Annotated in this window: 14 protein-coding genes; 9 read left to right on the top strand and 5 right to left on the bottom strand. The window is 60.6% G+C overall.

The window, feature by feature from the left end:
* Positions 1-60: 60 nt before the first annotated feature.
* The 3 genes from HU743_RS07320 to HU743_RS07310 form a co-directional block, all read right to left on the bottom strand.
* A complete protein-coding gene (locus HU743_RS07320) occupies positions 61-1,074 on the bottom strand; it encodes a GNAT family N-acetyltransferase (RefSeq protein WP_186647858.1) in 1,014 nt (337 codons plus the stop codon).
* Between the two features lie 85 nt (positions 1,075-1,159).
* Complete coding sequence (locus HU743_RS07315) at positions 1,160-1,957, bottom strand: transporter substrate-binding domain-containing protein (protein WP_186647856.1); 798 nt, start codon at positions 1,955-1,957, stop codon at positions 1,160-1,162.
* Positions 1,958-2,049: 92 nt separating this feature from the next.
* Positions 2,050-2,673, bottom strand: coding sequence for a TetR family transcriptional regulator (locus HU743_RS07310; protein ID WP_186637426.1), 624 nt, complete (start codon positions 2,671-2,673; stop codon positions 2,050-2,052).
* A gap of 184 nt (positions 2,674-2,857) precedes the next feature.
* On the opposite strand from HU743_RS07310, the gene HU743_RS07305 reads away from it, so the two are divergent.
* From HU743_RS07305 to HU743_RS07270, 8 genes are all read left to right on the top strand, one after another.
* Complete coding sequence (locus tag HU743_RS07305) at positions 2,858-4,642, top strand: acyclic terpene utilization AtuA family protein (protein WP_186647854.1); 1,785 nt, start codon at positions 2,858-2,860, stop codon at positions 4,640-4,642.
* Between the two features lie 12 nt (positions 4,643-4,654).
* On the top strand, positions 4,655-5,524 hold the full coding sequence (locus HU743_RS07300; protein WP_186647852.1) for an SDR family oxidoreductase: 870 nt from the start codon (positions 4,655-4,657) through the stop codon (positions 5,522-5,524).
* 3 nt (positions 5,525-5,527) lie between these two features.
* Positions 5,528-7,144 carry an acyl-CoA carboxylase subunit beta gene (locus tag HU743_RS07295; RefSeq protein ID WP_186647849.1) on the top strand — a complete coding sequence of 539 codons (1,617 nt, stop codon included), beginning with the start codon at positions 5,528-5,530 and terminating at the stop codon, positions 7,142-7,144.
* 30 nt (positions 7,145-7,174) lie between these two features.
* Positions 7,175-8,332, top strand: a complete 1,158-nt coding sequence (gene atuD, locus HU743_RS07290) for a citronellyl-CoA dehydrogenase (RefSeq protein WP_186647847.1) — start codon at positions 7,175-7,177, stop codon at positions 8,330-8,332.
* Positions 8,329-9,126, top strand: a complete 798-nt coding sequence (locus tag HU743_RS07285) for an enoyl-CoA hydratase-related protein (protein ID WP_186647845.1) — start codon at positions 8,329-8,331, stop codon at positions 9,124-9,126. The genes atuD and HU743_RS07285 overlap by 4 nt, the downstream gene beginning before the upstream one ends.
* A 110-nt stretch (positions 9,127-9,236) precedes the next feature.
* The gene (locus HU743_RS07280) at positions 9,237-11,198 is read left to right on the top strand and encodes an acetyl/propionyl/methylcrotonyl-CoA carboxylase subunit alpha (protein ID WP_186647842.1); all 1,962 of its coding nucleotides are present in this window, start codon (positions 9,237-9,239) and stop codon (positions 11,196-11,198) included.
* Positions 11,199-11,267: 69 nt separating this feature from the next.
* Positions 11,268-11,810, top strand: a complete 543-nt coding sequence (locus HU743_RS07275; RefSeq protein ID WP_186619182.1) for an exonuclease domain-containing protein — start codon at positions 11,268-11,270, stop codon at positions 11,808-11,810.
* 70 nt (positions 11,811-11,880) lie between these two features.
* The gene (locus HU743_RS07270) at positions 11,881-12,165 is read left to right on the top strand and encodes a pyrimidine/purine nucleoside phosphorylase (RefSeq protein WP_039759849.1); all 285 of its coding nucleotides are present in this window, start codon (positions 11,881-11,883) and stop codon (positions 12,163-12,165) included.
* Between the two features lie 70 nt (positions 12,166-12,235).
* Here the strand turns inward: HU743_RS07270 and HU743_RS07265 are convergent, their stop codons facing one another.
* Positions 12,236-13,042 carry an MOSC domain-containing protein gene (locus HU743_RS07265; protein WP_186647840.1) on the bottom strand — a complete coding sequence of 269 codons (807 nt, stop codon included), beginning with the start codon at positions 13,040-13,042 and terminating at the stop codon, positions 12,236-12,238.
* Positions 13,043-13,208: 166 nt separating this feature from the next.
* Positions 13,209-14,144 carry a chemotaxis protein CheV gene (locus tag HU743_RS07260; protein ID WP_186637442.1) on the bottom strand — a complete coding sequence of 312 codons (936 nt, stop codon included), beginning with the start codon at positions 14,142-14,144 and terminating at the stop codon, positions 13,209-13,211.
* Between the two features lie 452 nt (positions 14,145-14,596).
* On the opposite strand from HU743_RS07260, the gene HU743_RS07255 reads away from it, so the two are divergent.
* The gene (locus HU743_RS07255; RefSeq protein ID WP_186647838.1) at positions 14,597-15,067 is read left to right on the top strand and encodes a hypothetical protein; all 471 of its coding nucleotides are present in this window, start codon (positions 14,597-14,599) and stop codon (positions 15,065-15,067) included.
* Positions 15,068-15,419 lie beyond the last annotated feature (352 nt).

Below are 15,419 nucleotides of genomic sequence, written 5' to 3'. Positions count from 1 at the left end.
GGAGTGAGCCTGCTCGCGATGGCGGACTCAAGACCGCAGAAGACCTTGAGCCCGGACACGTCAGGCCAAGCTGCACCGATCAAAAAACCGCTCACGCCCCAAAATCATCAGCGCCGCACGCTTGTGCGGGAAGTCGAATTCCTTTTCGCAATGAAAACACTGGTTGTGCATATGCCCGATCATCTTCGCGTTATCGGCCCGCGGCTCGGCCACCACGCGCTGGGTACGTGGATCATCAAGAAACAGGTAATGCACCAGCGCCGATAACCAGCTCGCGACTTTGTGCGGACCGCGGTGATTTTCCTCGCCGACCAACATGTGAATGCCACGGTCGAAATCACCGGCCTCGTAGAACGGCGCGATGCGATCTTCCTTGGCCCAGTAGGCTTCGAAATAGGCAAACGGCTGATCATCGAAACAGCCGATCAAGGTCAGCGTGTGCGGGTCGGCGTCGAGCTTGCGCAGATACTCGCGGTGTTGCTCAAGACTGCCCTCCTCTTGCCAGAAACTGGCCACGCGGGGGCTGTTCTGCCAGCGATTGAAGCGCGGCAAATCTTCTTCAATCTCAAGTGTGCGCAAGGAAATCCAGGCGCCAAGACGGGCATCGAAGCGCCGATAGACTTCACCCCGCGGTTTCACCGGTCGCCGCGGATGGCGCTTGCCCTGACTGATCACCATTTGCTGCGGATAGCTACCGCTGATGGACGTACCAAGCCAGGGCTGCGGCAATTGCCAGAACAACGTGCGCTCGCAGCGATATTCACCGGCCACCTCGGTGTTCACCAGCAAACCGCTGAGCAAGGCTTCGGTCGGCGGCTGATCCAGTTGCCAGGTCAGCTGTCGGCAATCGGGATCACGAGCGAACAACCAGTAACAGGCCGCCCACAACGCTTGGCCCGCCGGCAGCGCGTAACGTTCATCAAGCTGGATCGGGCCTTTCGCTTCGCGGTCAAGGCGCAGACGAATCAACGGCTGGCCGTCGAGGCTCAGGCTCAGGCGGCTTTCGCTGGCATCGGCCTGGAGTTGACTGCCCGAAGGCAAGGCCAGCGCAGTCAGGTCATTCAGATGGGACATGGGTCGGGCTCACGGTAATCGTCGACAGTTCAACGATGTGACGTGAGCCGCATGGGGAAATTTAGGCTCAAGGCAAAAACAGCCTTCAGCGCTGAGGCACCGGCACCACCGCAATCTTGTACGGATCGAAGATCTTCAGCATCTCGCCATTGTCGCGTAAGCCCTTGAGCAGTCTGGCAAACGCTTCGCTGGAAATCGGCGCGGCGCTGCGCAAAATGGCGTAGTGGTGATAGACCTGATCGATACGTTGCGAGACCAGCAGCTCGTCGCGCACCTTTTCGTTGCGCATCAGGTAGTCACTCAGATACGAACGGGTCACCAGTGCGATATCGGCGCGTCCGCGCAACACCATCAACAGGTTGCTGTCGTGGGAATAGGTCAGCGTCGCGTTGTAGTTGCGGGCGAGGAATTTCGGGTCGGCGTTGAAGCTGGCGAATTCGTAGTGGTACCCACTGAACAGGGCCAGACGCTTGCCTTCAAGGTCGGCGAAGTAGCTCTGCTGGCGGTTGTCCTGGCGTTGCGCGACGAAAATCTCGGCGTCTTCCAGGCCCATGTCGACATCCGTGTGGGGAATTTCCTTCCAGCCCCATTGCGGATTTTCGAAGATGGCCATGTCGATCCGGCCCTGTTTGAAGTCACCAAAGCGCCGCGGAATCGACGTCGGTACGAGAACGAACTGATAGTCGCTTTGCAAACGGTTCAAGGCCTCGACCAGTTGCGGAAGCAAACCGGTGTCGGCGCCGTTTTCAGGACGAATGGTGTAAGGCGGAAAATGCGCCGCGCCGACCCGAACCAATTGCGCTGCCTGAGCGGGCAATACCCAAAGCGCAGCCAGCCCTGCGAGCATCAGCCCGGCGGCCGTCCGAATTGGCAAAGACTTCAAAACACCCCACTCCCCGAAAAAAGATCGATCAATGCATTCAAGCTAGGCGGTTTCGCCCAGTTAGCCAGTTTCCCGGCCGGATAGAAACTCGCTCAACGCTCTTCAAGGACCAGAATCAGCGCCTCATCGGCCAGTTGATCGAGGCTCAAACTGCCGCCGGCACGGAACCAGGTGGTGGTCCAGGACAGTGCGCCGGTGAGAAAACGTCGAGTAATAAAAACATCGCCGCGAATAAATCCGGCGTCCTTGGCTTCGCCCAGCACTTGCAGCCAGAGGTCTTCGTAAATATCGCGCAGCGCGAGGACTTTGGCCTGACCTTCCTCGGACAACGACCGCCACTCATAGACCAGCACCGCCATGGCTTCGCCGCTGCCGCCCATGATCGACTGCAATTCACAGCGGATCAGCGCCAGCACGCGCTCGCGCACATCGCTGGCTTCGGCCAGCGCTGCGCGCATCAATGCAGTGTTGTAACGGATGGTTTCTTCCATCACCGCGCGCAGGATTTCGTCCTTGCTCTTGAAGTGATGAAAAATGCTCCCCGACTGAATGCCCACCGCACCGGCCAGGTCGCGCACTGTCGTACGTTCGTAGCCTTTGTTGCGGAACAGGTGAGCCGCCACTTGCAGCAATTTGCCGCGGGCGCTGTCAGGGTCGGTCAACTGGCCCGCGTCGACCAATTGGCGCATGACCCCCAGGGCTTTTTGCTCGTCCACCCGTTCTCTCCTACAGTCGATCAGTGCGTTGCCCCCCGAACCTTAAGGGTTGCGCGCAATTTAAGCCGCGCACCGTGACCAAGCAAGCGCTTGGGCAGAAGATAGTTTCAACTGTTTACAAACCAAGCGCTTGCTTGGTAGCCTCCAGACACTTCTGTCGCAGGCTTCTGAGTCGGAGATAAACATGCCAACCACCGTCCGCATCGGATGCGCCAGTGCCTTCTGGGGCGATACATCGACCGCCGCCGCGCAGCTCGTAAGCGGTGGACGCCTGGATTATCTGGTGTTCGATTACCTCGCCGAGATCACCATGTCGATCATGGCAGGGGCACGCATGAAAGACCCGCAGGCAGGCTACGCCAGCGACTTCATCGAAGTGCTTGCACCGCTGTTGCCACAACTGGCCGAGCAGAACATTCGCGTTATCAGCAATGCCGGCGGGGTCAATCCGCACGCCTGCGCCGCCGCGCTGCAAGCGGCCTGCGACAACGCCGGCATTGACCTGAAAATCGCCGTGCTGCTGGGCGATGACCTGCAACCCCGGTTCAAACAACTCACTGGCGTCACCGAAATGTTCAGCGGCACCCCGCTGCCGCCATTATGCGTGTCGACCAACGCCTACCTCGGCGCGCCGGGCATCGTCGAAGCGCTGCGCCTGGGCGCGGACATCGTCATCACCGGACGGGTGGTCGACAGTGCGGTGGTCAGCGCCGCGCTGGTCCACGAATTCGGCTGGTCGTGGCACGACTACGACAAACTCGCCCAGGCCGCACTGGCCGGGCATATCATCGAGTGCGGCGCACAATGCACCGGCGGCAACTTCACTGACTGGCGCGACGTGGCGGATTACGAGCACATCGGCTTTCCGATCGTCGAAGTCAGCGCCGACAGCCAATTCATCGTCAGCAAACCCGAAGGCTCCGGCGGGCTGGTCACGCCGCTGACTGTCGGCGAACAGATGCTTTATGAGATCGGCGATCCGCAGGCCTATCTGTTGCCTGATGTGGTCTGCGATTTTTCCCAGGTCAAACTTCAGCAGCAAGGCAAAAACGTCGTTCACGTTCACGGCGCCAAAGGCCTGCCGCCGACCGACAAGTACAAGGTCAGCGCGACGTACCCGGATGGTTTTCGCTGCACCGCCAGTTGCCTGATGGCCGGCATCGACGCCGTGGAAAAAGCACGGCGCGTCAGTCAGGCGATCATCGACAAGACCGCTGAAATGTTCAGCCTGCGCGGCTGGGCGCCCTACAGCGAAACCCACATCGAATTGCTCGGCAGCGAAGCCACCTATGGCCCCCACGGTCAACGCCGCGACAGCCGAGAAGTGGTGATCAAAATCGCTGTGCGCCATCCCGAGAAAAAAGCCCTGGTGCTGTTCTCCAGAGAGATTGCCCAGGCCGCGACCGGCATGGCTCCGGGCCTGACCGGTATCGTCGGTGGACGCCCGACGGTTTATCCGCTGATCCGCCTGTTCTCGTTCCTGATCGACAAAACCGCCTGCAGCCTGCACGTCGAAATGGCCGGTGAACGCTATCCCTGCGCCCTGCCCTCGCAAGTTGCGCTCGCCAGCGAGGATTTACCGCTCGCCCATCAACCCCCCAAACCTAAGGGGCGCGCCGATGCCAGTGTGCCGCTGGTGAAACTGGCAGTGGCGCGCTCTGGCGACAAGGGCAACCACAGCAACATCGGCGTACTGCCGCGCCACCCCGACTACCTGCCGTGGATCGCCGAAGCGCTGACCACTTCGGTGGTAGTCGACTGGATGCGTCATGTCCTCGATCCGGTCCTGGGCCGCGTCGAACGCTGGTATTTGCCCGGCACTCACAGCCTCAACTTTCTTTTGGAAAACGCCCTCGGCGGCGGCGGCGTAGCCAGTCTGCGCATCGACCCGCAGGGCAAAGCCTTTGCCCAGCAATTGTTGGAAATCCAGATTCCGGTGCCAACAAGCATCGCCGAACAGCTCGATTAAAGGAGGGTGCGCATGGCTTACGCGTCGATTTTCAAAGCCGATCTGTTCAGCGGCCAGAACGTCATTGTCACCGGCGGCGGCAGTGGTATCGGCCGTTGCACCGCCCACGAACTGGCAGCCCTCGGCGCCAATGTGCTGCTGGTTGGGCGCAAGCCGGAAAAGCTTGAAAAAGTCGCCGCCGAGATCGCCGAGGACGGCGGTCGTGCACATTGGAAAGCTTGCGACATTCGCGATGAAGAGGCAGTCAGGCAGTTGATCAAGGATCTGATCGCTGAGCATGGGCCGGTCCACGGCCTGGTCAACAACGCTGGCGGTCAGTATCCGTCACCCCTGGCCTCGATCAATCAGAAAGGCTTCGAAACCGTGTTGCGCACCAATCTGGTCGGCGGCTTCCTGATGGCGCGCGAAGCGTTCAATCAATCGATGAGTAAACACGGCGGCAGCATCGTCAACATGCTCGCCGACATGTGGGGCGGCATGCCTGGAATGGGCCACTCCGGCGCGGCGCGCTCGGGCATGGACAACTTCACCAAGACCGCTGCGTTCGAGTGGGGTTATGCCGGAGTTCGGGTCAACGCCGTGGCGCCCGGCTGGATCGCCTCCAGCGGCATGGACACCTATGAAGGCGCGTTCAAAGCGGTGATCCCGACCCTGCGCGAGCATGTGCCGCTCAAACGCATCGGCACCGAGTCGGAAGTCAGTGCGGCGATCGTGTTTCTGCTCAGTCCGGCAGCCGCATTCATCAGCGGCACCACGGTGAAAATCGACGGTGCCGCCAGCCTCGGCAGTCGCGCCTGGCCGCTGCACAAGGCCAGCCACAGCGAGTCGTTCAACGGCTTCCACCGCGCCTATCGTCCAGAAGTGCTCAAGGACAAGGAATAAGCCATGGCGCACCTACAGTCGCAACTCGACCCGCACAGTGAAGCGTTCGTGCGCAATCGCGCGGCCATGCTGGCGGCCATCGAGCAGGTGCAACAGCTGGAACGGAACCTGCTGGACAAGGCCGCCGACGCCAAAGCCAAATTCGACAAACGCGGGCAATTGTTGCCCCGCGAACGCCTGAACCTGTTGCTCGACCCCGGCGCGCCGTTCCTCGAACTGGCCAGCCTCGCCGGCTACAAGTTGCACGACGACAAAGACGGCAGCGCGGCCGGCGGCGGCCTGATCGCCGGTATCGGCTATGTGTCTGGCGTGCGCGTGATGCTGGTGGCGAACAACAGCGCGATCAAGGGCGGCACCATCTCGCCAAGCGGGTTGAAAAAATCCCTGCGCCTGCAACAGATCGCCCAGGAAAACAAACTGCCAGTGATCACCCTCGCCGAAAGCGGCGGTGCCAACCTTAATTACGCGGCGGAAATTTTCGTCGAAGGCGCGCGCAGCTTTGCCAATCAGGCGCGGATGTCGGCCCAGGGCCTGCCGCAGATTACCGTGGTGCACGGTTCGGCCACGGCGGGCGGCGCCTACCAACCGGGGCTGTCGGATTACGTGGTGGTGGTGCGCGGCAAGGCCAAGCTGTTCCTCGCCGGCCCGCCACTGCTCAAAGCGGCGACCGGCGAAATCGCCACCGACGAAGAACTCGGGGGCGCCGAGATGCACGCGCAGGTCGCCGGCACTGCTGAATATCTGGCTGAAAACGACGCTGACGGCATACGTCAGGTACGCGACATCATGCGCATGCTGCCATGGAACGAACAATTGCCATGGCGCGCGCAGCCGCCATACAAAGAGCCGCTCTACCCTATCGACGAGCTGCTCGGCCTGATCCCCGATGATCCGAAAAAACCGTATGACGTGCGCGAAATCATCGCACGCATCGCCGACGAATCGTGCTTCCTCGAATTCAAAGGCGAGTTCGATCAACAGACGATTTGCGGCCACTTGAAAATTCAGGGCCGCGCCTGCGGCTTCATTGGCAACAACGGGCCGATCACCCCCAACGGTGCGAGCAAGGCAGCGCAGTTCATTCAACTGTGCGACCAGAGCCAGACGCCGCTGCTGTTTTTTCACAACACCACAGGCTTCATGGTCGGCACCGAATCGGAACAGCAAGGCGTGATCAAACACGGCTCGAAGCTGATTCAGGCCGTGGCCAACGCGCGGGTGGCGAAGCTGACCATCGTCGTCGGCGGTTCCTACGGGGCTGGCAATTACGCGATGTGCGGACGCGGTCTCGATCCACGCTTCATCTTCGCCTGGCCGAACAGCCGCACAGCGGTGATGGGTGGCGCTCAGGCCGGCAAGGTGCTGCGCATCGTTACCGAAGCCAAACAGCTCAAGGACGGCCAGGTGCCGGACCCGAAAATGCTCGACATGCTGGAGCAAATGACCGCGCAGAAACTCGACAGCCAATCCACCGCGCTTTACGGCAGCGCCAACCTGTGGGACGACGGCCTGATCGACCCGCGCGACACCCGCACCCTGCTCGGCTATTTGCTGGATATCTGCCACGAAGCCGACCTTCGCAAGCTGCAACCCAACAGCTTCGGCGTCAGCCGCTTCTGACCGCCACGGATCCTACGGAGAACAACAATAATGATCTTCACCCCGGAACACGAAGCCTTGCGCCGCACCGTCCGCCAGTTCGTCGAACACGAGATCAACCCGCACGTCGATGAGTGGGAGAAAGCCGGACGCTTTCCCATTCACGAGATTTTCCGCAAGGCTGGCGAGCTGGGCCTGCTGGGTATTTCCAAACCGGAAAAATTCGGCGGCATGGGCCTCGATTACAGCTATTCGATCGTGGCTGCCGAAGAATTCGGCACCATCCATTGCGGCGGCATTCCGATGTCGATCGGCGTGCAGACCGACATGTGCACACCCGCGCTGGCCCGTTTCGGCTCCGATGAACTGCGCGAAGAATTCCTGCGCCCGGCAATCAGCGGCGAGCAGGTGGGTTGCATCGGCGTTTCCGAAGTCGGCGCCGGCTCCGATGTCGCCGGGCTGAAAACCACCGCGCGCAAGAACGGTGACGACTACGTGATCAACGGCAGCAAAATGTGGATCACCAATTCGCCGAGCGCCGACTTCATCTGCCTGCTGGCCAACACCTCGGACGACAAACCGCACATCAACAAGTCGCTGATCATGGTGCCGATGAACACGCCGGGAATCAGCCTCGGTTCGCACCTGGACAAACTCGGCATGCGCAGCTCCGAAACCGCGCAGGTGTTCTTCGACGACGTGCGCGTGCCTCAACGCAATCGCATCGGCCACGAAGGCGCAGGCTTCATGATGCAAATGCTGCAATTTCAGGAAGAACGCCTGTTCGGCGCGGCGAACATGATCAAAGGCCTGGAATATTGCGTCGATAGCACTATCGAGTACTGCAAGGAGCGCAAGACCTTCGGTAACGCGCTGATCGACAATCAGGTCATCCACTTTCGCCTCGCCGAACTGCAGACTGAAATCGAATGCCTGCGGGCGCTGGTCTACCAGGCCACCGAGCAGTACATCAAAGGCCAGGACGTGACGCGGCTGGCGTCGATGGCCAAGCTCAAGGCCGGACGCCTGGGCCGTGAAGTCAGTGACAGTTGCCTGCAATATTGGGGCGGCATGGGCTTCATGTGGGACAACCCGGTGGCCCGCGCCTACCGCGACGTGCGGCTGGTGTCGATTGGCGGCGGCGCTGACGAAATCATGCTGGGGATCATCTGCAAACTGATGGGCATCCTGCCGGGGAAAAAGAAATGAGCCACCTGCCCGAGTGCCAGACGCTGCTGCTGGAACTGCACGGCGGCGTCTTGCACATCGCCCTCAATCGCCCGGACAGCCGCAACGCGATGAGCCTGCAAATGATCGGCGAATTGCGTGCGCTGCTGGCCGCGGTACGTGATGACCGTGCGGTGCGGGCCTTGGTGCTCAGCGGTGCCGGCGGGCATTTCTGCGCCGGCGGCGACCTCAAGGACATGGCCAACGCTCGGGCCCAGGGCGCGGAGGCTTACCGCGAGTTGAACCGGGCCTTCGGGGCCTTGCTCGAAGAAGCCCAGCACGCCCCACAAGTGCTGATCTGCCTGTTGCAAGGCGCCGTGCTGGGCGGCGGTTTGGGTCTGGCCTGCGTCAGCGATATCGCTCTCGCCGATCACCAGGCGCAGTTCGGTTTGCCGGAAACCAGCCTGGGGCTGATCCCGGCGCAAATCGCACCGTTTGTGGTGCAACGCATCGGGCTGACCGAAACCCGGCGACTGGCGCTGACCGCTGCGCGATTCGATGGCGCTGAGGCGCTGCGTTTGGGGCTGGTGCATTTCGTTGAACAGGATGCCCAGGCACTGGCAGAACGACTGGATGAGGTGCTGCAACAGGTGCTGCGCTGCGCGCCTGAAGCGAATGCCGCGACCAAGAAATTGTTGTTGGCGAGCGCCGGGCAGCCGTCGAGTGAGTTGCTTGATGAGGCGGCTCAGTGGTTCAGCGCGGCGGTGACTGGCGCCGAAGGTGTGGAGGGAACCATGGCTTTTGTGCAAAAGCGTAAACCGCGGTGGGCCACCTGAAAGCTTCGCGAGCAAGCCCGTTCCCACATTTGGAATGCATTCCCCTGTAGGAGCGGGCTTGCTCGCGAAGAGGCCTGTACATTCACCGCCAACCCTTCAGGAAACCCACCATGCCCGCCATTCACAAAGTCCTGATCGCCAACCGCGGTGAAATCGCCTGCCGCATCCAGCGTACCGCCCAGGCCCTCGGCTATCGCACCGTCGCCGTGTTCAGCGACGCCGACGCCGATGCGCTGCACGTGCAAATGGCCGATCAGGCCGTGCGCATCGGCCCGGCGCCGGTGCAGCAGTCCTATCTCAATATCGCAGCTATCCTCGACGCGGCCCTTCGCAGCGGGGCCGATGCCGTCCATCCTGGCTACGGTTTTCTCTCGGAAAACGCCGAGTTCGCCCGCGCCTGCGACGACGCCGGCCTGACATTCATCGGCCCCAGCGTCGAAGCAATCGAACTGATGGGCAGCAAACGCCTGTCGAAAATCGCCATGCTTGCGGCGGGCGTGCCGTGCATCGCCGGTTATCAGGGCGCCGCGCAGGACGACGCCACTCTGCTGCGCGAGGCCGCACGCATCGGCTACCCGCTGATGATCAAGGCCAGCGCCGGCGGCGGCGGACGCGGCATGCGTCTGGTGCACGATGCCTGCGATCTGCCGGCACAATTGCGCACCGCCCGTTCGGAAGCCCTGAACGGATTCGGCAGCGACGAACTGATCCTTGAGCAGGCATTGATCGAACCGCGTCACGTCGAAGTGCAGCTGTTCGGCGACCAGCACGGCAATCTGGTGTACCTCGGCGAACGCGACTGCTCGATCCAGCGCCGCCACCAGAAAGTCATCGAAGAAGCACCCTGCCCGGTGATGACCGCCGAGTTGCGTCAGGCGATGGGTGAGGCGGCGCTCAAGGCCGGTCGTGCGGTGGATTACGTCGGTGCCGGCACCGTGGAGTTTCTGCTCGACGCGCGCGGCCAGTTCTACTTTCTGGAAATGAACACCCGCTTGCAGGTCGAGCATCCAGTGACGGAAATGACCACAGGAATTGATCTGGTCGCCTGGCAATTGCGGGTTGCCGAAGGGCAGCCGCTGCCGCTGACTCAGGACCAGGTCCAGCTCATGGGTCACTCGATGGAGGTGCGCCTGTACGCAGAAGATCCTGCGCAGGACTTTCTGCCACAAACCGGTCGCATCACGGCGTGGACGCCGGCCGAGCAACACGGGGCGCGCATCGACCACGGTCTGCTTGAAGGCCAGTCGATCAGCCCGTTCTACGACCCGATGCTCGGCAAACTGATCGCCCACGGCGCCACCCGCGAAGAAGCGCGGCGCAAGCTGTTGCGCGCGGTGCAGGACACGGTACTGCTCGGCGTGCAAAGCAATCAACGCTTGGTCGAAGGCCTGCTGCAACATCCGCAGTTCATCAACGGCGAGTTCAGCACCGCTTTCATCCAGCAACATTTTTCCAGCCATGCCTGCCTGAACACCTATGTGCCAACGGCGGAGCAACTGGCGATTGCCGTGGTGTTGTTCTATCAGGCCAGCGCCCTGCCCCATCGCCCGCCGCTTAATGGCTGGCGCAACAACGCCAGCGTGCCTTTGCACTATCGACTGGGCAGTGAGGAGCAGGACTGGACGCTCTCCATGCTGGCGCGCCAATCCGGCGAATTCTCGGTGCAGGTCAGCGAACGCACGCTGATCGCAAAAGTCATCGAGCTCACCGCACAATCGATAACGCTGGACATCGACGGTTTGCGCCAACGCCACGCCTATCGTCTGGACGCCGAACAGCTTTGGCTGTTCACCCATCCGGGCAGCCTGCGCCTGGAGGATCGAACTCAGGCCGTGATCGACAGTCAGAGCAGCGTCAGCTCCGGCACACTGAAAGCGCCGATGGACGGCGCCATCGTTGACGTACTGGTCAGCGAAGGCAGTACGGTCAGCAAAGGTCAGTTGCTGGTGGTGCTGGAGGCAATGAAAATGGAGCACCCGCTCAAGGCCGGGATCGACGGCGTGCTCAAGCGGGTGCAAGTCAAGGTCGGCGATCAGGTAAAAAATCGTCAGGTTCTGTTGCAGGTCGAGTAGTCGCCCGGACACCGGCGCGGGGTTTGACTACGCTCTGAACAATCAGAACGCGAAATCAGGAACCCTGCGATGCCACACTGGCTGGTCATAGATCTGGAAGCCACCACCGATGAAGGCGGCTGGCCGGTCACGGAAATGGAAATTATCGAGATCGGCGCCACGCTGGTCGATCGTGCCGGGCGCGAGCAGGATCACTTTCAGCGCTTCGTCAAACCGACACGGCGGCCTTTGCTCACCCCGTTCTGTCGTGAGCTGACGCACATCAGCCAGGCCAATATCGATGCCGCCCAGCCGCTGACCGAGGTCTGGCCGGCGTTCGAACGCTGGCTCGTGCAGCATCAGCCGCGCCTCGAGGGTTGGGCCAGTTGGGGCGATTACGACCGCAAGCAGTTGCTCCAGGAATGGCAGCGCCTGCAACTCGACAGCGGCTTGAGCAAAGTGCCGCACATGAACCTCAAACAGCGCTTCGCCAAGGCCCGCCGCCTCGACCGGCCACTGGGGCTCAACGGCGCTCTGCAACTGGCGGGCATGCAGTTCAGCGGTCAGCAGCATCGCGCCCTGGAAGATGCGCGCAACACGGCCCGGTTGTTGCCGCTGGTGCTGCCGCTATAGGCACGTGACGGCGCTAAACGCCTTGTGCATACTGGCCGCCCCCTTTTAAGCCCTTTTCGAGGAATCGCCCATGTTTAAAGTCAACGAGTACTTCGACGGCACCGTCAAGTCGATCGCCTTTGGCACCGCCGAAGGTCCAGCGACCATTGGCGTCATGGCCCCGGGCGAATACGAATTCGGCACCAGCCAGCGTGAAATCATGCATGTGGTTTCCGGCGCGCTGAGCGTAAAACTGCCAGACAGCAGCGACTGGGAAACCTTCGCAGCCGGCAGCCAGTTCAACGTACCGGCCAACAGCAAGTTTCAGTTGAAAGTGGCGGTCGACACCGCTTATCTGTGCGAATACCGCGGCTGATCCAGCCGTTTTCACCGCGCCAAAAAAAATGCCCGTGTTCAGCAACACGGGCATTTTTGTTTAGTGACAGTTACCCGAGAATCTCCACCGGCATGCCGACTTCCAGGCGACCATTGCCGTCGTTGACCAGATTCTGTCCGAACATCGCGCCATCGGCGGTTGTCCGGTACTTTTGCAATGTCGCGAAAGGCTCACGGTCGGCGCTACGCTCACCGGTTTGTGGGTCGACGGTGGTCATGATGCAACGCGAGCACGGCTTGACCACGCGAAACTCGATATCGCCGATGCGAATACGCTTCCAGCCGTCCTCTGCGTAAGCCGCGCTGCCTTCGATAACCAGATTCGGGCGAAAACGCAGCATCTCCAGCGGTCGCCCGACTTTTTCCGACAAGTCCTGCCGGGATGCTTCGCCGATCAATAACAATGGATAACCGTCAGCAAACGCCACTTGGTCGTCGTCCTTGCCGAAACCCGATTGCGTGGTTCGCGCCCGCTCCAACGGCATTTGTACCAACCGCGTCCGCTTGCCAAGGAAATCGCTGACGAAGCGCGCGGCTTCATCCCCGGCGTCCGGTACGCGCAAGGTGTCACGCCAGATCGTCACGCCACGCAGTTCGGCGTTGTCGTCAGGTAACGCAATCTCGATCGAACCTTGCTCAGGAGTGTTGAGGGTCAAGCCGCCACGGGCATTCCACAGGGCCGACAGCTGGCTCATCTTCGCTTCGGCACGCTGGGTCAAAAAGCGGCCGCTGGCCTCGTCCACCAGCATCCAGCGTCGATCCCCCGCCAACCCCAATTTGTCCAGCTCTATGCTTTGCAGCACTTCGCCCTTGCCGGATTTCAACGGGTAACGATAAAGCGCGCTGAGACGCAGCATGGCCAGCTTCCTTGATGGAAAAACGCCACCCTATACGAGCTTGATCAGGAATCAAAGAGCAATAACTGTAGGAGTGAGCCTGCTCGCGATAGCGCTGTGTCAGGTAATGATTCGGGGCTGACACAGCGCTATCGCGAGCAGGCTCACTCCTACAATGGGTGTGTGATCAGGCCGGCACGACATCGAGCATCAGACGCTGGCGCACCACGTCGACCAGCTTGTCCGGCTGGAACTTGGAGAGGAAGTTGTCGCAACCGACCTTTTTCACCATCGAGTCGTTAAAGCTGCCCGACAGCGAGGTATGCAGCACCACATACAGACCACGCAGACGCGGGTCGTTACGGATTTCGGTGGTCAGGCGGTAGCCGTCCATTTCCGGCATTTCCGCGTCAGTGAAGATCATCAGCAGCTTGTCAGTCATGTGCACACCGGTATCGGCCCAGGCCTTGAGCATGTTCAGCGCTTTCAAGCCGTCGCTGGCGATGTGCATTTTCACCCCGAGCTGGCCGAGGGTGTCGCGCAGCTGCGAGAGCGCCACGTTGGAATCGTCCACCAGCAGCACTTCGCGACCACGGGCGCGCTCCAGCACCGGGTCGTCGAGTTTCTCGCGCGAGACCTTGGCGTTGTACGGGACGATTTCAGCAAGGACCTTCTCGACGTCGATAATTTCCACCAACTGATCGTCGACCTTGCTGATCGCCGTCAGGTAGTGCTGACGGCCGGCACTGGCCGGTGGTGGCAGGATGGCTTCCCAGTTCATGTTGACGATGCGATCGACGCCGCCGACAAGAAATGCCTGAACCGAGCGGTTGTACTCGGTGACAATAATCGTGCTGTTGGGGCCCGGCACCAGCGGGCGCATGCCGATCGCCTGGGACAGGTCGATCACTGGCAGCGTCTGCCCGCGCAGGTTGACCACACCGCACACGAACGGGTGACGCTGAGGCATCAGCGTCAGTTTCGGCAGTTGCAGCACTTCCTGCACCTTGAACACGTTGATCGCGAACAATTGGCGTCCGGCGAGTCGAAACATGAGAATTTCCAGGCGATTCTCACCCACCAGTTGCGTGCGTTGGTCTACCGTGTCGAGAATGCCGGCCATCAATGACTCCTGGGCTTGTTCGGGTGAATTCATTAAGAAGGTTTATCGGCTGCCGGGCGCGAATCTTGATCGCACAAAAAACATCCGCAAAATGCCACAGGCGGGCATTGATGTCACATTAACATCATGCTTTACTGGCTCTCGTTATTTCATCTGCTACATTCAATGCGGCGCGACCTCAATTCGCACGTTAGGTTCCCGCGCCTAAGGGATTCCCCTACCCACAATCAGGCCCAACCTGATATTCGCAATATCCAATAGCCATTAATGTGACGCCATTCTCATTGCATGAACGGAGTCAGGCTATTGTGTGCGATCGCAGTTCAGTGGCAACACACCCCCTGGAACCTCTCAGTCTGTGCACTTGCACGTCTGGGCGCGATCTACCGACGATTCACGATCGTCGCCACACACGGCATTCCCCCATCAGACATGACGTTGTGGAGATAAGCATGCCAATCGACCGCAAAGACTGGGCGCAACGCTTCCCCGAGTTTCTGGTCGAGGCCGAAGCGCTCCTTGCCAAAACCGAAGAATGCTTGAGCCACCTGCAACTGATCAGCAATGACAAGGATGCCATTGACTGCCTGCTCGCTACCCTGCTCAAACTGGCAAACCGGGCCGAAACGCTGGCGCTGGTGGCGATCTCCGAGTTCTGCCAGCACCTGCACAGCGTGATCGACAGCGCGCGGGTCCGGATCGACCTGCACGAGCAGGCACTCGATGCCTTGAAGGATTGCCTCACGCTGATGGCATGGCAGCTTGAGCTGGTCGACCAGCAGACCGGCCAACTGGATCTGGAAGAAAGCGAACAAACCGCACTGATCGAAGCGTTCGCCTTCCAGATTGGTCAAGGCCCCGTACAGCCGGCCCTGACGAGCAAACGTTTGCCCCAACTGGCTTTTTCCGAGCGTCAGGCCTGATCGAACTTCGGGCGGCTGATCGCGCACAGCCAATAGCTGAATGTCGTAATTGAATAGTTCATGCCCACCCGCGACACATCAATTCAAATAATCTCTCTTGGATACTGCGAATTTTTTCGCACCGCCATCAGGGTTTGCCTGTCTATCAAGCATGCGAATTCAGGCAATATCGTTCATTGCCCAACGGCCATGTCCGGACTTTTTCCGATTATGGAACTGACGTCCTCGGTGGCGTGTTTTCTACCCCCTCGGACCTCTATCGCATACGCGACCAACGGTATCTTAAGTGGTATTATGCCGCGCAGTCAGTGACCGCCCAGTTAATGGCAAAGTGACGTCTATCATCGGCGTC

The sequence above is a fragment of the Pseudomonas sp. SWRI99 genome (assembly GCF_014270125.1).
Classification (GTDB): Bacteria; Pseudomonadota; Gammaproteobacteria; order Pseudomonadales; family Pseudomonadaceae; genus Aquipseudomonas; species Aquipseudomonas hamedanensis.
Note: the sequence above shows the minus strand (reverse complement) of the source record. Positions and strands in the feature narration are given on the sequence as shown.